Origin of the sequence: Pseudomarimonas salicorniae (genome assembly GCF_023156535.1) — a bacterium.
GTDB classification, from domain to species: domain Bacteria; phylum Pseudomonadota; class Gammaproteobacteria; order Xanthomonadales; family Xanthomonadaceae; genus Pseudomarimonas; species Pseudomarimonas salicorniae.
This window is the reverse complement of record NZ_JALNMH010000012.1, coordinates 1-22959: the sequence shown is the minus strand read 5'-3', so window position 1 is coordinate 22959 and position 22959 is coordinate 1. Positions and strand designations below refer to the sequence as shown.

General features: G+C 68.7%; 22 protein-coding genes. 14 read left to right on the top strand and 8 right to left on the bottom strand.

Annotation, left to right across the window (positions count from 1 at the left end; genetic code table 11):
- Nucleotides 1-21 precede the first annotated feature (21 nt).
- The 4 genes from M0G41_RS14190 to M0G41_RS14175 all read right to left on the bottom strand — a co-directional run bounded on the left by M0G41_RS14190 (nucleotide 22) and on the right by M0G41_RS14175 (nucleotide 4188).
- Entirely contained in the window at nucleotides 22-924 is a 903-nt protein-coding gene (locus M0G41_RS14190; protein ID WP_248210472.1) for a peptidylprolyl isomerase, read from the bottom strand.
- A complete protein-coding gene (locus M0G41_RS14185; RefSeq protein ID WP_248210471.1) occupies nucleotides 906-1922 on the bottom strand; it encodes a serine/threonine protein kinase in 1017 nt (338 codons plus the stop codon). The genes M0G41_RS14190 and M0G41_RS14185 overlap by 19 nt, the downstream gene beginning before the upstream one ends.
- Nucleotides 1923-2318: 396 nt before the next feature.
- Nucleotides 2319-2921: a methyltransferase gene (locus M0G41_RS14180; RefSeq protein ID WP_248210469.1), complete on the bottom strand. Its 603-nt coding sequence runs from the start codon at nucleotides 2919-2921 to the stop codon at nucleotides 2319-2321.
- Between the two features lie 4 nt (nucleotides 2922-2925).
- Nucleotides 2926-4188 (bottom strand): polyhydroxyalkanoate depolymerase, encoded by a 1263-nt coding sequence (locus M0G41_RS14175; RefSeq protein WP_248210467.1) that lies wholly within the window; start codon nucleotides 4186-4188, stop codon nucleotides 2926-2928.
- Between the two features lie 136 nt (nucleotides 4189-4324).
- On the opposite strand from M0G41_RS14175, the gene M0G41_RS14170 reads away from it, so the two are divergent.
- Nucleotides 4325-4804, top strand: coding sequence for a glutathione peroxidase (locus M0G41_RS14170; protein ID WP_248210466.1), 480 nt, complete (start codon nucleotides 4325-4327; stop codon nucleotides 4802-4804).
- A gap of 147 nt (nucleotides 4805-4951) precedes the next feature.
- Here M0G41_RS14170 and M0G41_RS14165 read toward each other — a convergent pair whose 3' ends face one another.
- The 3 genes from M0G41_RS14165 to M0G41_RS14155 form a co-directional block, all read right to left on the bottom strand.
- Entirely contained in the window at nucleotides 4952-6229 is a 1278-nt protein-coding gene (locus M0G41_RS14165; RefSeq protein WP_248210464.1) for a glutamate-5-semialdehyde dehydrogenase, read from the bottom strand.
- The gene (proB, locus tag M0G41_RS14160; RefSeq protein ID WP_248210462.1) at nucleotides 6226-7332 is read right to left on the bottom strand and encodes a glutamate 5-kinase; all 1107 of its coding nucleotides are present in this window, start codon (nucleotides 7330-7332) and stop codon (nucleotides 6226-6228) included. Before proB ends, M0G41_RS14165 begins: the two co-directional genes overlap by 4 nt.
- A gap of 144 nt (nucleotides 7333-7476) precedes the next feature.
- Entirely contained in the window at nucleotides 7477-9513 is a 2037-nt protein-coding gene (locus M0G41_RS14155) for a 3-hydroxyacyl-CoA dehydrogenase NAD-binding domain-containing protein (RefSeq protein WP_248210460.1), read from the bottom strand.
- Nucleotides 9514-9692: 179 nt separating this feature from the next.
- Between M0G41_RS14155 and rpoE the strand changes: the two genes are divergently transcribed.
- The 11 genes from rpoE to recO all read left to right on the top strand — a co-directional run bounded on the left by rpoE (nucleotide 9693) and on the right by recO (nucleotide 19427).
- Nucleotides 9693-10289: an RNA polymerase sigma factor RpoE gene (gene rpoE, locus M0G41_RS14150; protein WP_248210459.1), complete on the top strand. Its 597-nt coding sequence runs from the start codon at nucleotides 9693-9695 to the stop codon at nucleotides 10287-10289.
- Nucleotides 10286-10930 carry a sigma-E factor negative regulatory protein gene (locus M0G41_RS14145; RefSeq protein ID WP_248210457.1) on the top strand — a complete coding sequence of 215 codons (645 nt, stop codon included), beginning with the start codon at nucleotides 10286-10288 and terminating at the stop codon, nucleotides 10928-10930. The genes rpoE and M0G41_RS14145 overlap by 4 nt, the downstream gene beginning before the upstream one ends.
- The gene (locus M0G41_RS14140) at nucleotides 10927-11835 is read left to right on the top strand and encodes a MucB/RseB C-terminal domain-containing protein (RefSeq protein WP_248210455.1); all 909 of its coding nucleotides are present in this window, start codon (nucleotides 10927-10929) and stop codon (nucleotides 11833-11835) included. The genes M0G41_RS14145 and M0G41_RS14140 overlap by 4 nt, the downstream gene beginning before the upstream one ends.
- Nucleotides 11825-12301, top strand: a complete 477-nt coding sequence (locus M0G41_RS14135; RefSeq protein WP_248210454.1) for a SoxR reducing system RseC family protein — start codon at nucleotides 11825-11827, stop codon at nucleotides 12299-12301. The genes M0G41_RS14140 and M0G41_RS14135 overlap by 11 nt, the downstream gene beginning before the upstream one ends.
- 12 nt (nucleotides 12302-12313) lie before the next feature.
- Nucleotides 12314-13717 carry a Do family serine endopeptidase gene (locus M0G41_RS14130; RefSeq protein WP_248210453.1) on the top strand — a complete coding sequence of 468 codons (1404 nt, stop codon included), beginning with the start codon at nucleotides 12314-12316 and terminating at the stop codon, nucleotides 13715-13717.
- A 114-nt stretch (nucleotides 13718-13831) separates the two neighbouring features.
- Nucleotides 13832-15622 carry a translation elongation factor 4 gene (gene lepA / locus M0G41_RS14125; RefSeq protein WP_248210452.1) on the top strand — a complete coding sequence of 597 codons (1791 nt, stop codon included), beginning with the start codon at nucleotides 13832-13834 and terminating at the stop codon, nucleotides 15620-15622.
- Between the two features lie 176 nt (nucleotides 15623-15798).
- A complete protein-coding gene (gene lepB, locus M0G41_RS14120; RefSeq protein ID WP_248210451.1) occupies nucleotides 15799-16593 on the top strand; it encodes a signal peptidase I in 795 nt (264 codons plus the stop codon).
- Between the two features lie 57 nt (nucleotides 16594-16650).
- Nucleotides 16651-17019 (top strand): DUF4845 domain-containing protein, encoded by a 369-nt coding sequence (locus M0G41_RS14115; RefSeq protein WP_248210450.1) that lies wholly within the window; start codon nucleotides 16651-16653, stop codon nucleotides 17017-17019.
- A gap of 6 nt (nucleotides 17020-17025) precedes the next feature.
- Nucleotides 17026-17676 carry a ribonuclease III gene (gene rnc, locus M0G41_RS14110; protein WP_248210449.1) on the top strand — a complete coding sequence of 217 codons (651 nt, stop codon included), beginning with the start codon at nucleotides 17026-17028 and terminating at the stop codon, nucleotides 17674-17676.
- The gene (gene era, locus M0G41_RS14105; protein ID WP_248210694.1) at nucleotides 17676-18608 is read left to right on the top strand and encodes a GTPase Era; all 933 of its coding nucleotides are present in this window, start codon (nucleotides 17676-17678) and stop codon (nucleotides 18606-18608) included. The genes rnc and era overlap by 1 nt, the downstream gene beginning before the upstream one ends.
- Nucleotides 18609-18641: 33 nt before the next feature.
- Nucleotides 18642-19427, top strand: coding sequence for a DNA repair protein RecO (gene recO / locus M0G41_RS14100; protein ID WP_248210448.1), 786 nt, complete (start codon nucleotides 18642-18644; stop codon nucleotides 19425-19427).
- Here recO and M0G41_RS14095 read toward each other — a convergent pair.
- Entirely contained in the window at nucleotides 19373-20044 is a 672-nt protein-coding gene (locus M0G41_RS14095; RefSeq protein ID WP_248210447.1) for a response regulator, read from the bottom strand. The two genes, recO and M0G41_RS14095, sit on opposite strands and share 55 nt — an antisense overlap.
- 29 nt (nucleotides 20045-20073) lie before the next feature.
- Between M0G41_RS14095 and M0G41_RS14090 the strand changes: the two genes are divergently transcribed.
- On the top strand, nucleotides 20074-22080 hold the full coding sequence (locus M0G41_RS14090) for an intermembrane phospholipid transport YdbH family protein (protein WP_248210446.1): 2007 nt from the start codon (nucleotides 20074-20076) through the stop codon (nucleotides 22078-22080).
- Nucleotides 22081-22148: 68 nt separating this feature from the next.
- Entirely contained in the window at nucleotides 22149-22745 is a 597-nt protein-coding gene (locus M0G41_RS14085; protein ID WP_248210445.1) for a YdbL family probable chaperone protein, read from the top strand.
- Nucleotides 22746-22959: the final 214 nt, after the last annotated feature.

Below are 22959 nucleotides of genomic sequence, written 5' to 3'. Positions count from 1 at the left end.
CCGAACCTGCCGACCAGCCCGTCACCCCTCGGCCACGGTCCTGACCGGCAGCGGCACATTGCAGACCTCGAGGCGGCCGACGGGATTGACAAACCATTCTTCGCGGCGATGGCGGCGGGCCTCGATCAGCAGGCGGAAGCTGCGGCTGTGGGTGTCGAGGCGCTCGCGGCGGGGCCGCTCGGATTCGGGCAGGTCGGCGGCAAGCCGGATGCGGCGGATGGGCACGTGCTGCTCCGGACTCTCGTAGAAGCCCAGCGGCCCGGTGCCGCGGGGCAGGCTGCTGAGATGCTCGATGCCCTCGATGACCCGGCCGACGGTGGTGATGTTGCGGTCGAGGTGGCGCGGCGCGTGTCCGGTCACCACATACAGTTCCGCCCCGGTGCTGCTGTCGGCCGCCATGTCGCGGCCGGCGCCGAGGGTGGCGTAGCAGTGCAGCAGCCAGGTGCGCTGGTTGTCGGCGTCGCGGCCGACCGGGAAGCCCAGCGAGAACCCGGTCCGCGCGGCGTAGGCGTCGGGGTCGAGCAGGGCCTCGAAGGGCAGGCCGTCGACCGGACGATCGAACTCCGCCGGCAGCCTCTCTTTCGCCTGGCGCAGGGCGCGCCGCGCCTCGGGTTTCTCGGCATTGGGATCGCCCCACTGGACCACGTAGTTGTCCTGCGAGCGCAGGATGGCAAGCCCGTCCCAGTGTCCCTGGCCGGCCAGGATGCGGATATTGGCGACGTGCTCGGGAGCGAACTCCGGCGCCAGCTCGAGGAGGATCTGGCCCCGTTCGATATCCATCACGAGCAGGCGGTCGGCAGGGATCTCCTTCCATTCTTGCGGCGCGCTCTGCGCCAGCACCTCGGCCGTGGTCAGCGTGGTCGCGCTGCCCGGCAGGGCGGCGGCGAGGGCGATCAGGGCGGCGGTCAGTCGGGCATGTCCCACGGCGAGTGCTCCTGGAGTTCGGCAAGTTGTTCCTGCAGCTGTTGCAGCAGGCGCTCCCAGTGTCGGCGCTCGCCGAACCAGGGGAAAGCAGCGGGGAAGGCGGGATCGTCCCAGCGCTGGCAGACCCAGGCGTGGAAATGCAGCAGGCGCAGCGAGCGCAGGGCCTCGATCAGGCCCAGTTCGTGGGCGTCGAATTCGCGGAAGGTGCGGTAGCCCTCCAGCACCCAGTCCATCTGCTCGCGTTGTTCTTCGGCGCTGCCGGAGACCAGCATCCAAAGGTCCTGGACGGCAGGGCCCATCAGGCAGTCATCGAGGTCGACGAACTGCGGCGCGTCGTCCAGCCACAGCACGTTGCCGGCGTGGCAGTCGCCGTGGAGGCGGATCATCGGCGGATCGATGCGTTCAAGGCGCTCCTCGACGCGGTCGAGTACGGCGTCGCCCAGCGCGGCGAGGTTGTCGGCCAGCTCGGTCGGCAGCAACGGTGAGTCGAGCAGGGCATCCAGCGCGGTATCTCCGTAGCGCTCGATGTCCAGGCTGATCCGCTGGCTGAATGGCCGCCGCGCGCCAACGCTGTGCAGCAGGCCGAGGAAGCGGCCGAGCGAAGTCAGCGTCGCCCGGTCACCCATCTCCGGGGCGCGCCCTCCGCGCACCGGAAACAGGGCGATGCGATGGATGCCGTGCGGGTGCAGGCTGCGCCCGTGCGTCGAGAGCGGCGGCACGACCGGGACATTGGCGGCGGCCAGTTCCGCCGCGAAGGCCTGTTCCTCGGCGATGGCGGCGTCGGTCCAGCGCCCGGGGCGGTAGAACTTGGCGATCAGCGGCGCGGCGTCCTCGATGCCGACCCTGAAAACCCGGTTCTCGTAGCTGTTTAGGGCCAGCACCCGGCCATCGCAGGGCAGGCCCAGCGCCTCCAGCGCCTCCACCACAGCCTGCGGATCGAGCCCGGAGAAGGGATGGTCTGGTGTGGCCGTGTCATCGGCGGGCAGGGCAGGGAGCATCGCGCGATGTTAGCCCGGAGCGGTCGCGAAGTCGCCGCGCCAAGCGAGACACAGGTTTGGGCGCAGAGTGCGCATTCGCCACGGTTCATCAAATGGGCCGATATTCTGTGGGAGTGCCCTTGGGCGCGACCGAGGAGTTCCGCTCTGGCCGCGGTCTGTGGTGAATCCGTAGCGCTGCGGTCGCGCCCGAGGGCACTCCCACAATTTGACTGCGGCAAGGCCTGCTTTGCAGCGCAAACCGGACCTGGCAGCGACGTTGCGTGTAGGAGCCAGCTTGCTGGCGATCGTTCCGTCCGGGACGCCTATCGCCAGCAAGCTGGCTCCTACAGCGGGGCCGGGGCGAATGCGAACTTCGCGCCCGAAGCGCGCATCCTGCCGGCCGCTTCGATCGCGGGCTCAGCCCAGCCCCGACTGCTCCAGACGAGCGATCGATTGCTGGTATGCCGGCAGCAGGTAGCAATGGGTGCCGACCGGGCGCAGGCCGATGGCGGCGAACTGCCGGGCGTAGAACAGGGCGCTGCGGGCGAAGAAACCCTCGTGGTCGCCCTCGGCGTCATCGCCGCGGCAGAACAGGTCGATGAAGGCCATGCCGTGGGCCAGTTCGGGAAAGCCCGACAGCCCGCGCTTGATCTCCGTCGCCGGCAGGTAGTGCAGGACGTCCGAGCAGACGATCAGGTCGACGCTGCGGTCGAAGCGCAGCGATTCCAGCTGGCCGAAGCGCACCAGCCGAAGATTGCGACTGCGGCCGTAGCGCGATACCGCGTACTCGCTGCCGTCGAGGCCCAGGTAGTCGAGCTTGGGGCGAAGCTTGAGCAGCGGTGCCCGCCAGTGGCCTTCGCCGCAGCCGATATCGAGCACGCTGCGCAGCGGCCGGCCGAGGTAGTACTCGCAGGTCGCCACCGCCACCGCGGCCTTGCGCGCGGTGTGCGCCCGGCGCTCGGCGCCGACCGCGCCGCGATACCAGCGGTCGTAGTAGTCGCGATCGTACTGTTTGGCCACCGCCTCAGCGCTTGCCGCGCGCCGGGCCGGCGTGGGCGCGGATGAACTCGCGGACCTGCGGATAGACCACCTGGCGCCAGCGCCGGCCGCTGAAGATGCCGTAGTGTCCGGCGCCCTCGACGGTGATGTGCCGGGCCTTGGCCTTGGGCACGCCGCGGCACAGGTCATGCGCGGCCTGGGTCTGGCCGAGCCCGGAGATGTCGTCCAGTTCGCCTTCGATGGTCAGCAGGGCACTGTCGCGGATAGCCTCCGGCTGCACCTTCTCGCCGCGCACCTCCCAGGCGCCGCGGGGCAGCAGGTGTTCCTGGAAGACGATGCGGATGGTGTCGAGGTAGTACTCGGCGGCCATGTCGAGTACCGCGTTGTATTCATCGTAGAAGCGGCGGTGGGCCTCGGCGTCCTCGAGGTCGCCGCGCACCAGGTCGCGGTAGAAGTCCCAGTGCGAGGTGGCATGGCGGCTGGGATTCATGGCGACGAAGCCGGCATGCTGGAGAAATCCGGGATAGACCTTGCGACCCATGCCCGGGTAGTTCTCGGGCACCTCGTGGATGACGTTGTTCTGGAACCAGGACAGCGGCTTGGTGGTGGCGAGGTTGTTGACCGCGGTCGGACTGCGCCGTGCATCGATCGGCCCGCCCATGAAGGTCAGGCTGCGAGGAGTCGCCTCGCCGCGCGAGGCCATCAGAGACACGGCTGCCAGCACCGGAACGGTGGGCTGGCAGACCGAGATCACGTGCAGGTCCTTCGCGCCGATCTTGCGGATGAAGGCCTGTACATACTCGATGTAGTCATCGAGATGGAACGGCCCGTCCGACAGCGGCACCATGCGCGCGTCGATCCAGTCGGTGATCCACACCTTGTGGTCCTGTAGCAAGGTGCGCACGGTGTCGCGGAGCAGGGTCGAGTGGTGGCCGGAAAGTGGCGCGACCACCAGCACCTTGGGGTCGTCATGCAGGTCGTCGATGACCTGTGAGTCGTCGCTGTAGCGCTTGAAGCGCAGCAGGCGGCAGAACGGCTTGCGTTCGGCTTCGATCTCGACCACCGGCAGCGCGTGGCCGTGGGCCTCGATGCTGTGGATGCCGAACTCGGGCTTCTCGTAGCCCTTGCCGATCCGGTACAGCAGCTCGTTGGTGGCGGCGATGCGCTCGGCGCCCGGCAGCCGCGACAGCCAGCTGTCCGGCGAGGAAAACATCTTGGCAGCGGCCTCCGCGCCGTACACCCAGGGGCTCATCAGCGCCCGCGACAGCTCATGCATGCGATAGAGCATCGGTCCTCCCGACGGTTCTTGCTGCGCCGCATCATCGCATGCCCGGCGCGGCTCCGTCCCCACCCGGTTCACGATTCGTCGGTCGTTCGCGGCGGCTGGGCTATGCTTGCGGGAATTCCCCTAAGGCGGAGCCCGCATGGCCAGCATCTACGACTTCAGCGTCCAGGATATCGACGGCGAGACCCGCAAGCTCGACGAGTATCGCGGCAAGGTCCTGCTGATCGTCAACACGGCCTCGAAATGCGGTTTCACCCCCCAGTACACCGGCCTGCAGGCGCTGCACGACAAGTACGCTGACAAGGGCCTGGCCGTGCTTGGTTTTCCCTGCGACCAGTTCGGGCACCAGGAGCCCGGCGACGAGAACGAGATCAAGAATTTCTGCTCGCTCAACTACGAGGTCGACTTCCCGATGTTCTCCAAGATCGAGGTCAACGGCGACGGCGCGCATCCGCTGTTCAAGTTCCTCAAGAAGCAGGCCAAGGGCCTGCTGGGCAGCGAGATGATCAAGTGGAACTTCACCAAGTTCCTGGTCGACAAGAACGGCAAGGTCGTGCGCCGCTACGCGCCGACGGATACACCCGAGAGCATCGAGAAGGATTTGAAGGCAGTGCTTTAACAGCCGGGATTCGGGATTCGTTTCAAGCGAAGAGCCGCTCGTCTTGGCGGACTGGAGGGTGGTCGCACGTTTGGCCGCCGAACAGCGTTGCAAGTCAGGAGCGGCCGGACCCGGCGAAGACGCCTCGCGCTGCCGGCTCCTAACGAATCACGAATCACGAATCACCGCTTCGCGGTGCCGCACCTGCCCCTCGCCCTCGACCACCCACTTGCGGCAGGTGAGGGACTCGAGGCCCATGGGGCCGTAGGCGTGGAGTTTGCTGGTGGAGATGCCGATCTCGGCGCCGAGGCCGAGTTCGCCGCCATCATTGAAGCGCGATGAGGCGTTGACCATGACCGCCGAGGCGTCGACCTCGTTGATGAAGCGGGCCGCGCGGTCGGGGTCGCGGGTGGCGATCACCTCGGTGTGGTGTGAACCGTGTTGGCGGATGTGGGCCAGGGCGGCATCAAGGCCGTCGACCACGCGCACGGCCAGGACCCGATCGAGAAACTCCTGGCCCCAGTCCTCTTCGACAGCCGCGCTGGCGTCGGGCAGGGCGGGCAGGGCGCGCGGGCAGGCGCGAACGGCCACCGCATGACGTTTCATCGCCTCTCCGACCCGGGGCAGGAAGTCCCCGGCGATCCCGGCATCCACCAGCAGGCACTCGAGGGCGTTGCACACGCCTGGACGCATCGCCTTGCCGTCGACGAGAAGACGAATGGCCGATTCCGGGTCGGCGTCGCGGTCGACGAACAGATGGCAGACACCCTTGTAATGCTGGATGACCGGTATGCGGCTATGGGCCACCACGTGGCGTATCAGTGCCTCGCCGCCGCGCGGGATGACCAGGTCGATGAGGTCGTCGCGCTCGAGCAGGGCGTGCAGCATCGAGCGGTCAGGGTCGTCCAGCACGCTGACGCAGGCCGGGTCGATGCCGTGCTGGGCAAGGGCCAGATGCAGGGCCCCGGCCACCGCGGCATTGCTGTGCCGGGCCTCGCTGCCGCCGCGCAGCACGCAGGCGTTGCCGGCCTTGAAGCAGAGCGCGGCGGCGTCGGCGGTCACGTTGGGGCGGGACTCGTAGACCATCGCGATGACCCCGATCGGCGCGGGGCGGCGGCGGATGCGCAGGCCGTCGGCGCGCAGGCTGGGCGCGCTGTCGTCGCGCAGCGGATCGGGCAGGATGGCGATCGCCTCCAGCGCCTGGGCCAGGCTCTCGATGCGCGGGGCGTCAAGGCGCAGTCGGTCGATCAGCGCGGCGCTCCGCCCGGCGGCTTCGGCAGCCTCCAGGTCTCGCTGGTTGGCCTGTTCGATGTGGGCGGCCTGTCCGCGCAGGCGCGCTGCCATGCTCTCCAGCACCGCATTGCGTTGCAGGGCGTCGAGCGCCACCAGTGAGGGCAGGGTGTCCCGGGCGGCGCGCAGGCGGGAGTCGAGGTCGGGATGGCTCACAGCAGCACCAGGTCGTCGCGGTGGATCACCGATTCGGAGGGGCACTCGCCGAGCAGCTCGACGATCTCGCGGCTGTGCCGGCCGCGGATCTTGCTCAGCTCGGTCGCGCGGTACTGGACGATGCCCTTGGCGACGGTCTGCTCGCCGGCATGCACCTCCACCGCATCGCCGACGTCGAACTGGCCCTCGCAGTCGAGAACGCCGCGCGGCAGCAGGGACGCGCCGCGCCCCGCCAGCGCCTCGGCGGCGCCCGGGTCGATGCGCAGCACGCCGCTGGTCGGCAGGGCGTGCAGCATCCAGTGCTTGCGCGCCGCGCGCCGCTGCACCGCCGGGCGCACGTAGCTGCCCTCGCAGCGGCCTTGCAGCAGGCGCATCAGGGTGTCCCCGTTGCGGCCATCGCAGATCACGGTGCCGATGCCGGCCTCGGCGCAGCGTCGGGCCGCCAGCAGCTTGGTGCGCATGCCGCCGGTGCCGACCAGGCTGCCCGCGCCCCCGGCCAGGGCCAGGATCTCCTCGGTCACCGCATCGACTTCCACCAGTTTGCGTGCGTCGGCGACCTTGCGCGGGTCGGCGTCGTAGAGGCCGTCGATGTCGGTGACCAGGACCATCAGGTCGGCTTCGGCAAGCACGGCGACATGGCCGGCCAGGCTGTCGTTGTCGCCGACGCGAAGCTCGTCAACGGCCACCGAATCGTTCTCGTTAATCACGGGCAGCACGCCCAGTCCGCGCAGGGAGCGCAACGTGTTGCGGGCGTTGAGGTAGCGCCGGCGGTGCGCCAGATCATCCTGGGTCAGCAGCAGTTGCGCGACGGGAAAATCGAAGAAGCGCGCCCAGAAGCGCATCAGTTCGGCCTGGCCGATGGCCGCCAGGGCCTGCTTGCCGCTGATGCCGGCGGGCGCATCGGCGGCGCGCTGGGCCATCGCGGCGCGCCCGGCGGCGACCGCGCCGGAGGACACCAGCAGCACCTCGCGATCCTGGCTGCGCGCTACCTGCACGAAGCGGGCGATGTCCAGCACGTGACGGGTCGACAGCGCCTGGCCGCCAGGAGCGATCAGGTTGCTGCCGATCTTCAGGACCAGGCGGCGCCAGGGGGGGAGGGTCATGGGTGGGGCTTCGGGAGTCGGGAATCCGGAGTCGCCATTGTAGGAGCCAGCTTGCTGGCGACCGCGCGCCAGGAAAGGCAATCGCCAGCAAGCTGGCTCCTACAGATGGAGGCGGAGACGCCAGCGGGCTGGCGCCCGCTGCAATCAGCCCAGCGCGTCCCAGCCGGGGCGCGGCTCGAAGCGCGGGCCGTGGCGCTTGGCCAGGGTCTCGAGGCGCGCCTTCAGCTTGGCCGGGCCGGCGGTCTTGATGTACTCGATCGGGCCACCGCGGAAGGGGGCGAAGCCGGTGCCGAAGATCACACCGGCGTCGAGCAGGTCGGCGTCGGCGACGACGCCCTCGTGCAGGCAGGCCACGGCCTCGTTGAGCAGGGCCAGAACCAGGCGGTCCTGCAGGTCCTCCGGGGCGGTGTAGCCCTCGGGCAGCTCGGGCTTCTTCGCCTTGCCGTCTTCCCAGACATAGAAGCCTTCGCCATCCTTGCGCCCGCGCTTGCCTGCCTCGAGCTTGCTCTCCAGGCCGTTGGGAATCGGCAGGTTGAGGAAGTCGGCGAGGATCTTGCCCACCGAGGCGGCGACGTCGAGGCCGACCGTGTCGGCGAGTTCGATCGGGCCCATCGGCATGCCGAAGCTGACCGCGGCCTTGTCGATGGCCGGGCCCGGAATGCCCTCGCTGTAGCAGGTCATCGCCTCCAGCAGGTAGGGCATCAGGATGCGGTTGACCAGGAACCCGGGCGTCCCGGCCACCGGCACCGGCAGCTTGTCGATGGCGCGACAGAAGGCGGCGAGGCGGCGCTCGGTCTCGGCGTCCATGTCGGCATGGCGGACGATCTCGACCAGGGGCATCATCGCCACCGGGTTGAAATAGTGCAGACCGGCGAAGCGCGCCTTGTCGGAGAGCTCCGCGGCGAGGTCGGACAGCGGAATCGACGAGGTGTTCGAGGTCAGCAGGGCATCGTCCTTGAGCGACTTCTCGGCATTGGCGTAGAGCGACTTCTTGGCCTCGAGGTTCTCGAAGATCGCCTCGATGACCAGATCGGACTTCGCCACGCCCTCGCCCTCGACATCGGCCTTCAGGCGGGCCTTGGCGGCGCTGACCTTGTCGGATTTCTTCAGCTTCTTCTCGAACAGGGTGCCCGCGCGCTCGAGCGCCGGCGAGATGTACTTCATCTCGCGGTCCTGCAGGGTCACGTCGAAGCCGCGCAGGGCACACCAGGCGGCGATATCGCCGCCCATCACCCCGGCGCCGACCACGTGGACGTGCTGGATGCCGTGCTCCTTGCCGCCGAGGTTCTTCAGCCGGTCCATCAGGAAGAACACGCGGATCAGGTTGCGGGCGGTCGGTGTCTGGGCCAGCTTGGCCACGCTGCGCGCCTCGGCCTTGAGCCGCTTGCGCACCGGGCCGCCGGCGCGGCGCCAGGTCTCGATCAGCGCGTAGGGCGCCGGATAGTGGTCCTTCTTTGCCTTGCGTGCGACCTGCTTGGCCAGCATCGGCGCCAGGGCCTGCCGCACCGGCCACAGGTTGGTCGCCCAGGCGGTGGCGCGCTGCTTGAGCGGTCGGGTCGTGCCGCGTTTGGCCAGCTCGATCGCGCTGTCCAGCAGCAGGGCGGGCTCCACCACCTTGTCGACCAGGCCGATGGCCCGCGCCGCCGAGGCCGACAGGGTGCGGCCGGTAAGCATCATGTCCATGGCCGCCGGGGTGCCGACCAGATGCGGCAGGCGCACGCTGCCGCCCCAGCCCGGATAGATGCCGAGCTTGACCTCGGGCAGGCCGATGCGGGTCGATTCGCTGCTGCTGGCGATCCGGTAGCGGCAGGCGAGCGCCAGCTCGGTGCCGCCGCCCATGCAGTGGCCGTCGATGGCCGCCACGGTCGGCACCGAGAGCTCGGCCAGCGACTGGAACACCTTCTGGCCATACTCGATCGCTTCCAGCACGACGCCGCGCTGGTCGAACTCGACGAATTCCTTGATGTCGGCGCCGGCGACGAAGCCGGCCTTCTTGGCCGAGGCGATGACCACCGCCTTGGGCTTCTCGATGGCGATGCGCTCGACGATCTGTTCCAACTCGGCGAGGACCTCCTGGGCGAGCGTGTTGACGCTGCTCTCTGCGCGGTCGAACTGGAGCAGGAGCACCCGTCCGTCGCGCAGCTCGGGACGCCAGTGTCGGAATCGCAGACCATCGAACATGGGAGTTCTCCGTCAAATCGGGCCCGGAGGCGGGCTGAGTCCTGCATGATCCCGGCAGGGTGGGGCCAAGGTCAACGCGTGGGCGCGTGAACTTTCCTTGAAAGTGGCGGTCTTCTCACCAGCGGGCCGGGACAGGCCCAACGGGCCCGCGGGCCGGACAACACGGAGCAACGGCCCGGATGGGCGAGAACGAACTGGACCAGTCGCTGGTGCAGCGGGTGCAGAAGGGCGACAAGCGCGCCTTCGATCTGCTTGTCGCCCGCTACCAGCACCGCATCATCAGCGTGATCACCCGATACGTGCACGACTGGGCCGATGCCCAGGACGTGGCCCAGGACACTTTCATCCGCGCCTACCGGGCGCTGGGCAATTTCCGCGGCGACAGCCAGTTCTATACCTGGCTGTACAAGATCGCGATCAATACGGCCAAGAACTGGCTGGTGTCGCAGGGTCGGCGACCGCCGACCGACGACATCGACGCGGCCGACGCCGTGCAGTACGAGGCCGGCTCGAGGCTGCGCGACGTCGACACCCCGGAACATGAACTGATGCGTCGGGAGATTGAACAAACCGTGGCCCACACGGTCGAAGCACTGCCGGATGAATTGAGAATGGCGATCACGCTGCGCGAAGTGGACGGGCTCAGCTACGAAGAGATCGCCGAAACCATGGGATGCCCGATCGGAACCGTCCGCTCGCGCATTTTCAGGGCGCGTGACGCCATCGACCAGAAACTCCGCCCACTGCTGGACAATCAACAACGGGTACGCCCATGAACGAGCAGATCAAGGAACAGCTCTCCGCCCTGATGGACGGTGAGCTTGGCAAGGACCAGGCGCGTTTCCTGCACAAGCGGCTGGAGAGCGACGCCGAGCTGCGCGCCGACTGGTCGCGCTGGCACCTCGCCCGGGAAAGCCTGCAGGGGCGCGTCAGCACGCTGTGTGATGCTTCCTTCCTGGAGCGCGTTTCCGCCGGCATCGCTGGTGAGTCCACGCCACGTGCCGGCATGTTGCCCACGGCCCTGCGCTGGGCGGCGGGCGCGGCGGTCGCGGCCTCGGTCGCCGTGGCGGCGCTGGTCGCGTTGCCGCAGCTGGGGCAGGCACCGGGTTCGCCGGGCCCGGTCGCGGCCCGGCCTGCCGGCATCGAAGCGCCGATCCACGTGGTCGATTCCGGCGTCCGCGAGGCCGACCTTCGGCCCTCGCTGGGCGCGGTGACGCAGTCGGTGGCGGCCACCCAGGGCACGCCGCGGATGCCCACCGTGCAGCTCGATCCACGGGTCGATGGCTGGCTGCTGCGGCACAACGCGGCCACCCTGCAGCCGCTGCATGACAGCTTCGTTCCCTACATTCCCGTGGTCAGCCCGTACCGGCCGCCGCAGGGGCAGGTGGTTCTGGAGACCGGAGGTCGCACGCCTTGAGGCGCCTGCTTCTGGTCCTGCTGCTGGGCAGCGCGGCCGCGGCCCAGGCCCAGGCCCCGTCGGGGCCCCGGCAGCTTGACCCCTCGGCCACGCTTGACCGGCTGGGCATTGCGCTGCAGGAGCACAGTTTCGAGGGCGTCGTGGTCTATGCCCGCGACGGTCAGCTCGATGCGCTGAGGGTGCGTCACCTTGCCGGGATCGGCACCGACCTGGTCGACCGCCTGACGGGGCCCGAGCTTCCGCTGCGGCGCGGCGCCGGCGTGGCCCAGCTCGGCAGCGGCACGCCGCTGGGTTTCGAGGCCGCGGCCGCGGGCGCCGTCGCCAAGCTCGAGCCACAGAATCACTACCGATTCGAGCAGGTGGGCGAGGATCGAGTGGCCGGGCGACCGTCCGAGGTGGTCGACCTCCGCGCCGGCGACGGACTGCGCTACTCCCGTCGCTACTGGATTGATCGCGATACCGGGCTGCTGCTGCGGGCCGCGGTGTATGGCGCTGATGGCAGCCTGGTCGAGCAGTGGATGTTCTCCAGTCTCGAGCTTGGCATCGAGCCTTCCTCGCCTGGCGCGGCCCCGTCCCCGGCGCAGACGCTGCGCGCGCCTAGTGCCACGGACATTCCGCGTACGCGAATCCAGGTGGTTGACCTGCCGGCTGGCTTTGCCCTGGTTTCGGCCGCGGTCGATGAGGAGCAGGAACACCTGGTCTTCAGCGATGGGCTGGCCCGGGTGTCGCTGTTCGCGCAGCCGCTCCCTGACCAGGCCGCGGTGCTTTCGGGTCACCAGCGACGCGGCGCGCTGTCGGTGTTCGGCCGGTTGTTTCGCGGGTTGCAGATCGTCGTGGTCGGCGAGGTGCCGGCCGCCACCGCCGAGCGCTTCGCACAGTCGGTCGAACCCGTGCGTGGCGGTTGAGACGCCGGTCGAGGTCGTCTCGGCCGATGCCTCGGGCGTGCTGCTGCGTGCCCGGGGCGGCTGCACGGGCTGCACCGGCTGCGCCGGCCGCTGCGGGCTCGGCTGGCAATCCGGGCGTCCGCTGCGCCTGCCGCGCGAACAGTTCGATCCACCGCCCCGGCCGGGCGAGCACCTGATCCTGCGCTGCGAGGCGGTCGAGCTTCGCGATCGAGTCCTGATCGGCTACGGGCTGCCGCTGGCCGGGCTGCTTGCCGGCGGTCTGCTGGGCGCCGGGGTCGCCTCATTCGGCGATCTCCCGGCGAACCTCGTGGTTGCGTTCGGGGCCGTGGCGGGAACTTTGTCCGGCCTCGCGGTTTCCAAGCATGTCCTGCGGCCGATGCCATCGCTTCGGTTGCTCGGGGTGCGCCGCGAACCTGATCCCCAGCGGATCCGCGACGGGCGCGACCCCGATCCATCCACGACATAGGAGGTTGTTTCCGTGAAGAAGGCAGTCACCTGGGTAAGCCTTGTGCTGTTCGCCCTGGCGCTCTCCGCGCCGGCCCTGGCCCAGCTTCCCGATTTCACCGGCCTGGTCGAGCGGGTCAGCCCGGCCGTGGTCAACATCTCCGCCCAGCGGTCCAGCGAGCGCGGCGCACGCCGTGGTGCTCAGGAGCCCAGCCCGGAGGAGATGCCCGAGTTCTTCCGCCGCTTCTTCGGCCAGCCCGGCGCCCCTCAGATGCCCCAGCAGCGGACCTCGATGGGCACCGGGTTCCTGATCAGTGCCGATGGCTATGTCATCACCAACCACCATGTCGTGGACGGTGCCAACGAGATCTACGTGCGCCTGACGGATCGCCGTGAGCTCAAGGCCGAACTGGTCGGCAGCGACGCCCAGACCGACATCGCCGTGCTCAAGGTCGAAGGTCGCGGGCTGCCGTACCTGCGCACGGGCAATTCGCGCGAGCTCAAGCCCGGCCAGTGGGTGGTCGCGATCGGTTCCCCGTTCGGCTTCGAGAACTCGGTGACCGCCGGCATCGTCAGCGCCGTGGGCCGGGCCAGTTTCGATCCGAGCCAGCAGTACGTGCCCTTCATCCAGACCGATGTCGCCATCAACCGTGGCAATTCGGGTGGGCCGCTCCTGAACACCGATGGCGAGGTGATCGGCGTCAACTCGCAGATCTACTCCAACACCGGCGGCTTCATGGGCGTGAGCTTCTCGATCCCGGTCGAGATCGCCATGCGTTCTGCCGATCAGCTCAAGGAAAAGGGCTACGTATCCCGAGGCCTGCTCGGGGTGAATATCCAGGAGGTCAACCGCGATGCCGCCCGCGCGCTCGGGATGGAACGCCCGATGGGCGCCGCCGTGACCGGCTTCAGCGAGGGTAGCGCCGCCGAGAAGGCCGGCATCCAGATCCAGGACGTCATCGTCGCCTTCGAGGGCGAGGAGATCCGCAGCGCCTCCGATCTGCCGCCCCTGGTCGGCCTGACCGAACCGGGCAGCAAGGCGACCGTGACCGTGATCCGCGACGGCAAGCGTCGGAACTTCGAGGTCGTGATCGGTGAGGCGCCGCGTCCGGACTCGCAGGCCAGCACCGCGGGCGGCGCTCCGGCGGCGGGCAATCCACTCGGCATCGTCGTCGAGGACCTCAGTGCCGAGCAGCGCGAGGCTCTCGGCATCGAGGCGGGCCAGGGTGTCCTGGTCCGCGACCTCGAGCCCCAGGTCGCCATGGCTTCCGGCCTTCGGATGGGCGACGTGATCCTGATGGTCGGCCGGAGCAAGGTCGGCAGCGCCATGGCGTTCGCCGAGCTGACCCGGGAGCTGCCGGCAGGCGAGCCGGTGCTTCTGCTGGTACGCCGAGGCGAGGCAACCCAGTTCATCACGGTCACGCCGGACGGCGAATGAGTCACGCGTGCCCCGGCCGGCCACGGCGGGCCGGGGCACGGTGGGTTTCACGCCCCCGTAATGGCCCGGCTGTGCGACAATAGCGAGTTTTTAGCCCGCCGGCGCCCTAGCTGCATGGACCGTATCCGAAACTTCTCCATCATCGCCCATGTCGACCACGGCAAGTCGACCCTGGCCGACCGCATCATCCAGCTATGCGGAGGCTTGGCCGATCGCGAGATGGAAGCCCAGGTGCTCGACTCGAATCCCATCGAGCGCGAGCGTGGCATCACCATCAAGGCGCAGTCGGTCTCGCTGCCCTACGTGGCGCTTGATGGCCAAACCTACCAGCTGAATTTCATCGATACCCCCGGCCATGTCGACTTCAGCTACGAGGTCAGCCGCTCGCTGGCCGCCTGCGAGGGCGCGTTGCTGGTGGTCGATGCGGCGCAGGGCGTCGAGGCGCAGTCGGTGGCCAACTGCTACACCGCGGTCGAAATGGGTCTCGAGGTGGTGCCGATTCTGAACAAGATCGATCTGCCGACTGCCGACATCGACCGCGCCAAGGGCGAGATCGAGGCGGTGATCGGCATCGGTGCGGCAGACGCCGTGGCGATCAGCGCCAAGACCGGGCTGAACGTGCGCGATGTGCTGGAAGCCATCGTACATCGCATCCCGCCCCCCAAACCGCGCGGCAGTGACCAGCTGCAGGCGCTCATCATCGACTCCTGGTTCGACAACTATCTCGGCGTGGTTTCGCTGGTTCGCGTCATGCAGGGCGAGATCAAGCCGGGCGACAAGATTCTTGTAATGTCGACCGGGCGCTCCCACCAGGTCGACAAGGTCGGCGTGTTCACGCCCAAGCGCACCTTCCGCGAGCGCCTGGCTCCGGGCGAGGTGGGCTGGATCACGGCATCGATCAAGGACGTCCACGGGGCGCCAGTGGGCGACACCCTGACCCTGGCGGGCAACCCCGCCAAGGCGCCGCTTCCCGGCTTCCAGGAGATGCAGCCGCGCGTCTTCGCCGGCCTGTTCCCGGTCGAGGCCGACGACTATCCGGACCTGCGCGAGGCGTTGGAGAAGCTGCGCCTCAACGATGCCGCGCTGCGCTTCGAGCCGGAGAGCTCCGAGGCGATGGGCTTCGGTTTCCGCTGCGGCTTCCTTGGCATGCTGCACATGGAGATCGTCCAGGAGCGCCTTGAGCGCGAGTACGACCTCGACCTTGTCACCACGGCGCCGACCGTGATCTACGAGGTGCTGACCACCGACGGCGAGACCCTCTCCCTCGACAATCCGGCCAAGCTGCCGCCCTCACCCAAGGTCGACGAGATCCGCGAACCGATCATCGTGGCCAATGTGCTGACCCCGCCGGACTACGTCGGCAACGTCATCAAGCTCTGCGAGGAAAAGCGCGGTACCCAGCGCGGCATCCAGTACCTCGGCAGCCAGGTGCAGATCAGCTACGAGCTGCCGATGGCCGAGGTCGTGCTCGACTTCTTCGATCGCCTGAAGTCGGTCTCGCGTGGCTATGCCTCGCTCGACTACCACTTCGAGCGCTTCCAGGCCGGCCCCTTCGTGCGCGTCGACACCCTGATCAACGGCGACCGCGTGGACGCCCTGTCGGTCATTACCCACCGCAGTCAGGCCGACCGGCGTGGCCGCGAGATCTGCGAGAAGATGCGCGAGCTGATCCCGAGGCAGATGTTCGACGTCGCCATCCAGGCGGCCGTCGGCTCGCAGATCATCTCCCGCTCCACGGTCAAGGCGCTGCGCAAGAATGTGCTGGCGAAGTGCTACGGCGGTGATGCCAGCCGCAAGCGCAAGCTGCTGGAGAAGCAGAAGGAAGGCAAGAAGCGCATGAAGCAGGTGGGCAGCGTGGAGATCCCGCAGGAGGCCTTCCTGGCGGTGCTGCAGATGGACAAGTAGTCTCCGGGTGATTCGTGATTGGTGATTGGTGAAAGGCAAGAGGATATCCGGACCGTGAAGAGCAATGGCAACGCAGGGGCTGAATCGATGTGGAGCGGCGATTTCCTCGCGAACCGCTGTCTTGAAGACGAATCACGAATCACGAATCACGGATCACGGCTCCGCAAGGAGCCGAAATGAGCGTCGACTTCGCGGCAATCCTGGTTGCGCTGTCGGCGCTGACCGGGCTGATCTGGGCGGCCGACGCGCTGTTCTTCGCCAGGAAGCGGGCCGAGCGCGCCGGTGGCGCCGAGGTGGCCGAGCCGGTGGTGGTCGAGTACGCGCGCTCCTTCTTTCCGGTGATCTTCATTGTCCTGCTGATCCGCTCCTTCCTTGCCGAGCCGTTCCGCATCCCCTCCAGTTCGATGATGCCGACCCTGCTGATCGGCGATTTCATCCTGGTCAACAAGTTCGCCTATGGGCTCAAGGTGCCGGTGCTTGACTACAAGTTCGTCGAGATCGGCGAGCCGGATCGGGGCGATATCGTTGTGTTCCGCTATCCGGTCGACCCCCGTCAGGACTACATCAAGCGCGTCGTCGGCCTGCCGGGTGACGAGGTGATCTACCGCAGCAAGCGGCTTTTCATCAACGGCGAGGAAGTCGCTGCCGACTCGACCGGCCGCTACGTCGGCACGGGCAGCGGTGCCGACATGACCGGTGCCCAGGTGCTGGAGGAAAAGCTCGGCGAGCAGATGCACCAGATCCTTCAGCGTCCGGAAGCCTTCCGGCGGGGAGACGGCGAGGGTCGCTGGGTGGTCCCCGAGGGCCACTACTTCGTGATGGGTGACAACCGCGACAATAGTCTCGACAGTCGTTACTGGGCCTTCGTCCCCGAGAAGAACCTGGTCGGCCGGGCCTTCCTGATCTGGATGAACTGGGACAGCCGCAACGGCGGCGTGGATTTCAGTCGCATTGGAACCGTCATACACTGAGTCCCGCCGCGGCCAGGCGGGCCGCCGACCATGATGGCTCAACAACGGGGGTTCTCCATGACCACGCGCAAGGCTCAGCAAGGCATCACCCTGATGGGCATGATCATCACCCTCGCGGTGCTGGGCATCTTCGGCTACTGCGGGATGAAGATCTTTCCGATGTACCAGGAGTACTGGAGCGTGAAGGATTCGATGGAGGAGGTGGCCAAGACGCCGGGGATCGCCAACGCCGGGCGCGCCAAGGTTGTCGACCTGCTCTTTCGCCGCTTCAATATCTCCTACGTCGAAAGCGTTAAGAACGAACACATCACGCTTGATACCAAGCGCGGCGCCGTGCTGACCATCAAGTACGAGGTCCGCCGCCACGTTGCCTACAATCTCGACGTGGTCGGCAAGTTCGAACACTCGGTCGAACTCTCCAACTAAGCCCCTGTGGCCTGGCCCCGTGCCTTCCGCGACCCGGAGCTGGAGCGTCTTGCGCTGGTGCATCGCAGCGCCGGCCGGCGCAACAACGAGCGCCTGGAGTTCTTCGGCGACGCCCTGATCGGTGCGGTGGTCTCCGAGATGCTGATCGAGCGTTTTCCCCGTGCGGACGAGGGGGCGCTGACCCGGATGCGTTCCTCCCTGGTGCGCGAGTCGGCGCTGGCGGCGATCGCCCGGCGCTACGGATTCGGTGATCGGCTGGAACTCGGCCCCGGGGAGCTGAAGACCGGCGGGCATCGGCGCGATTCGATCCTTGCCGACGCAGTCGAGGCGATGGCCGCGGCGGTGTACCTGGACGGCGGTTTCGAGGCGCTTCGCGAGGTGTTGCGGGTCTGGTTCTCGCCCCCGCTGGCCGAGCTCGACCTGCATGCGGGAAAGGACGCCAAAACACGGCTGCAGGAGTGGCTTCAGGCGCGCCAGCTACCCTTGCCGGAGTACGCCGTGCTGGAGGAACTGGGTGAGGAGCACTGCCGCGAGTTCCGCGTGCGCTGCACGCTGAACGAGCCGGCGCTGGCTCGTGAGGGGCTGGGTAGCAGCCGCCGCGGCGCCGAACAGGCCGCAGCGGAGTCGATACTGGAAGCATTGGACGGGCAGGGATGATGAGCGATCAGGAGTCGAGCAGTCAGCAGGGCGCGCCCTCGGGCGGGCCCTTCCGCGCCGGGACCGTGGCGGTGGTGGGGCGGCCCAATGTCGGCAAGTCGACGCTGGTGAATGCCGTGGTGGGCTTCCGGGTCAGCATCGTCTCGCGTCGGCCGCAGACGACCCGGCACCGGATCCTCGGCATCAGCACCGAGGCGGACGGGCAGATCGTGTTCGCCGATACCCCGGGGCTGCACGCCTCAGGCAAGCGCGCGATCAACCGCTACATGAACCGCACCGCCAGCGGCGCGCTGCTGGGTGTCGACCTCGCGGTGCTGGTGGTCGAGGCGGCGGGCTGGCGCGAGGACGACCAGCGTGCCCTGGCGGCCATCCGCGAGGCCGAGGTGCCCTGCGTCCTCGTGATCAACAAGGTTGACCGGATCAAGGACAAGTCCAGCCTGCTGCCGCTGATCGCCGAGCTGTCGGGCAAGCACTCGTTCGCCGCCGTGGTGCCGATCTCGGCCCAGCGTGGCGTAGGCGTGGCCGACCTGCGGCGCAGCCTGCTGGCCTTGCTGCCCGAGCGCGAGGCGCTGTATGGCGAGGACGAGGTCACCGACAAGTCCGAGCGCTTCCTCGCCGCGGAGCTGATCCGTGAGCAGCTGATGCGCCAGCTCGGCGACGAGTTGCCCTATGCGACCACCGTGGAGATCGAGGGCTATCGTGAGGACGGCCGCCTGCTGCGGATCGACGCCGTGATCTGGGTCGAACGGGACGGCCAGAAGGCGATCGTCATCGGTGCAGGGGGTTCGCAGATGCGCACCATCGGGCAGGGTGCCCGACTGGCCATGGAGCGCCTGCTCGATCGCAAGGTCTTCCTGCAGCTTTGGTGCAAGGTGCGCGAGAACTGGAGTGATGACGAAGCCCAGCTCAAGCGCTTCGGCTACACCGACTGAGCCTTTCTCCCGCAGGAGGGCGATCGGGCAGCGATGAGCCGCAATGATCCGGGAATGCACGCCGCCTACGTGCTGCACGCGCGGCCGTATCGCGAGTCGAGCCTGCTGCTGGAACTGCTGGTTCACGGCATGGGCCGTGTCGGTGCGGTGGCCCGCGGAGTGCGCGGGGCGAAGTCCGGCGCCCGGCGCGCCGCATTGCAGCCCCTGCAACCCCTGCACGTCGGCCTGCAGTGCCGGGGTGAACTGGCCCTGCTGACCCATTGCGAGGCCGCCTCGCAGCCGCTGGCGATCCGCGGCGACGCGCTTCTGGCCGCGCTCTACGTCAACGAGCTCTGTCAGCGCCTCCTGCCCCGTGACGAGCCGGTCGACGAGCTGTTCCTGCGCTATGCCAGCTGCCTCGCCGAACTGGCCGAGGGCGGCGTGCTGGCCGCGCCGCTGCGGCGCATCGAATGGGCTTTGCTGGAGGCCACCGGATACGGCATCGATGTCTCCCGCGATGCCGCCGGCAGCGCGCTGCAGGAGGACGCGCGCTACTGGCTGGATGAGCACGGTGCGCTGCTTCGGCGGCCGGTCGAGGCCCGTCCCACGGTGGCCGGCGCGACCCTGCTCGCCCTGGTCGCGGGCGAAACGCTGCCTGCCGGCTCCGAGGCGCTGGCCCTGCGCCGTCTGCTCCGCGACCGGCTCTCGGCCGTGCTCGGGCCGCGTCCCCTGCGCTGCTGGGGAGTGCTCGACGAACTGGCCGAGCTGCGCCGGGTCGATCCTGCTCAGTCGGGCGCGCCACGGGCGAGCAGCGCCGCACAGGCTGCATCGAAGGACTGAAGCACCGCGGCCTCGGGTCGACCGGCGAGCGCAGTCGCGGCAGCCGACAGCCCGGCTGCCCCGCAGAACCCGCAGGCCGCACGCAGCCGGTGAAGCTCCTCGCCAAGCCGTACCCGGTCGGCCTCGGCCACCGCCCGGCCGACCCGCTCGCGCACGGCCGGCAGGTCGGCCAGCAGCAGGTCGCGCAGCGCCCGACGCGATCGACGGTCCGCGCCCAGCGCACGTTCGGCCGCCTGCTCGTCCCAGGCCGGAAGCAGGTCGGGCGCCATCATCGCCAGCACCTGCCACAGGGACTCGGCCGTCATCGGCTTGGCCAGGCAGGCATCGGCGCCCTGCTGCCGGCGCTGCTCGCCGAGCTCGGCCGGCAGATCGGCGCTGACCAGCAGGACGGGCAGGGCAGGGCCATGCCGCTCACGGACCCAGCCCAGCATCGCGTCGCCCCGGTCGGCACCCAGGCGGTCATCGAGAACCAGCAGGTCGGGCGCTTCGGCTTCGAGCACCTCGCGCAGGGCGCTGGCTGTCGAGACCAGGCGGACCTGACCCAGCGGCGCCAGTGCACCGCAGAGGAATTCGGCGCTGACCCGGTCATCCTCGGCGACCATCACCCGCCGTTCCATCATCCGCTCCCGTTACACTGGCGATCCCGATGGTGCGAGGCGATGTCCTGATGCGCAAGCGCTCGACAATCCGGTTCGCCGCCGGCTGGCTGGCCTGCGCACTGCTGAGCGCCGGCACCGCGCTGGCCGACAGCGAACTGGGGCTCCGGCGGATGGCCGGCGACGGCTTCGAGATCAGCGGACTTCGCATCGTGCTGCGCGATGCAGCGGACGCCGCGGCGCCGCGCCTGCGGCTCGACATCGAGCGCGCCCGCGTCGCCGGCACCGAGTTCCGGTCGCTGGTCTGGGAGTGTTCACTGGGCCGCGAGGGCGACGCGCTTCGCTGCGCCGGCCCGCTGCGCTGGCGAGGCGGGCCGCGCGGCACCCTGCGGCTGGTCCGCGAGGACGGCTGGCAGCTGCGCTGGCGCGACGGCGAGCGGCGGGTGGACGCGCGCCTCGACGCCGCGTTGCAGGCGGTGAGCCTGTCCTGGCGCCAGCTGCCGCTCAGCGCGCTGGAGGCCTGGGTCGCAACGGCCCTGCCCGAGGGCGTTTCGATCACCGGGGGACAGCTGACCGGCAAGGCCGACGGTGATGTCGGCCTGAGCGCTTGGAAAATGGAGTCAGGTTTCGATGCGCTGGCCCTGGACAGCGAGGACGGCCTGACCGCGGCGGCGGACGTGGCCGGTTCGCTGCAGCTGCGCTGGCGTGGCGGGGATAGCCCCTCGGTCGACGTCAACGCCGAATTCTCCGCAGGAGAATGGCTCAGCGGGCAGTGGTACATACGCGTGCTGCCTGGTTCCTCCCTGGCGCTGGGGGCGCGGCAAGGCGCAGCGGGCTGGGTCCTCGATGGGCCGCTGCGCTTCTCCGATCCCCGGGGCGCGGACGTCCGCCTGGCCCTGCCCGCGACCGCCGGCAACTCCGATACGTGGCGGGTCGAGGCCGCCCTGCCCAACCTCGCCGACGCCGGGCCGCGCTATCTCGATGGACCCCTCGCCGCGTTGGGCTTCGGCGGGGCGGGGTTCGCCGGCGCACTCCGTGCGGAGTTGGAAGGTGGCCCGGAGGGCGTGCAGCGGATCGCCCTGCAGGCCGATGGGCTGACCTTTGCCGATCCCAAGGGGGTGATCGTGCTCAGCGGCGCTGATGGCGACTGGCGCTGGCAGCGGGAGGGCGAGTCGGAAACCTCTTCGCTGCGCTGGCAGGCGTTGTCGATCCAGGGCATCGCGCTGGGGCCCGCCGAACTGCGCGGGCGAAGTCGAAACGGCCTGTTCGAGGCCGAGGCACCGCTCGACTTTGCGCCCTTTGGCGGAAGCCTGCGGCTGCATCCGCTGCGCTTCCAGCCGCTGCAGGCCAGCGCCGAGTTCGATGCGGAGATGGCCGATATCCGCCTTGCCGCCCTGAGTGCGCAGCTGGGCTGGCCGGAGTTCGAGGGCGTGGTGTCCGGCAGCCTTCCCGCGGCCTCCTACCGCGACGAGGTGCTGGCCAGCGACGGCACCCTCCGGATCGGCGTCTTCGACGGGACGGTGACCGTCGGCAGCCTGCGCTGGGAGCGGCCGTTCGGCATCGCGCCCAGCCTCTCGGCCGAGGTCGAATTCGACGGGCTCGACCTCAAGCCGCTGACCGGCGCCTTCGGCTTTGGCGAAATCACTGGACGGCTGGACGGCCATGTTCGCGGCCTGCGCATGCTGGACGGCTCGCCGGTGGCGTTTGACGCCATGCTTCGCACCGACGACGAATGGAAAGGCCGTCGGCGGATCAGCCAGCGCGCGGTCAACAATATCGGCTCGGTCGGGGGCGGTGCGGCGACCGCCGGACTCCAGGCCACCGTGCTCAAGCTGTTCGATACCTTCGGCTATCGCCGCATCGGGATCTCCTGCCGGCTTTCCAACAATGTCTGCGAAATGGGCGGCGTCGAAGATCTCGACCAGGGCTACGTGCTGATCGAAGGGGCCGGGATCCCCCGGGTCATGGTCAATGGCTACCGGCGCCGCGTCGACTGGCCGGTGCTGCTGGCAAGGCTCGAGGCGGCGGCCAGCGGCGGTGGCATTAGCGTCGACTGAATGCCCCGCGCAGGGCACGGCGTGGATCGTGCGACACTCGCCCAGGTCATCGATACGGAGTTCCGAACATGCCGTCCCTGCGAAAGCTCGGGTTCGCCCTGCTCACCGGCTCCCTGCTGGTGCTCTCCGCCTGCGTCACCATCAATGTCTATTTCCCCGCGGCCGAGGCCGAACAGGCTGCCCGCGAATTCGTCGACAAGGTGATCGGTCCGAACGAGGCCGAGCGCAAGGCGCCGCCGCCCGCCGACTCCGGCAAGCCGCCCTCGCTGGGCCTGCTGTCCTTCCTGATCTCCGACGCGCATGCGCAGTCGGCCGACATCAATCTCAAGACGCCGGCCATCCAGGCCATCCAGCAGCGCATGGCCACGCGCTTCCAGAGCCAGCTGGCCCCGGCCTTCGAGGCCGGAGCGCTGGGCTTCGGCAACGACGGCCTGATCGTTCTGCGCGACGCCTCCCAGGTCGGCCTGCGCGAGCGCGCCGCGCTCAATCAGGCGCTCGCCGAGGACAACCGCGACCGCAACGCGCTGTACCGCGAGGTTGCCGTCGCCAATGGCCATCCGGAGTGGGAGCAGCAGATCCGCGAGACCTTCGCCCGACAGTGGATCGAAGGCGCACGCAGCGGCTGGTGGTACCAGGATCCGCAGGGCAACTGGAAGCAGAAATAGCCATCGTTCTGGAGTGTCTGGAACGGGCGCATATTTGCCGTTCGCCCTGGCCGGCGAATGGGGCCTGTTTTGCGGCTAGAGCAGGATCAAAAGCTTTCAGACCGACCTGCGGTCGGCCCGAGTCACTTTCTCTTGATCGGCAAGAGAAAGTAACCAAAGAGAAGCCGACCCGACTTCCGCGCCGTCATTGCTGCGCAATGCCGGTTCCCTGCGT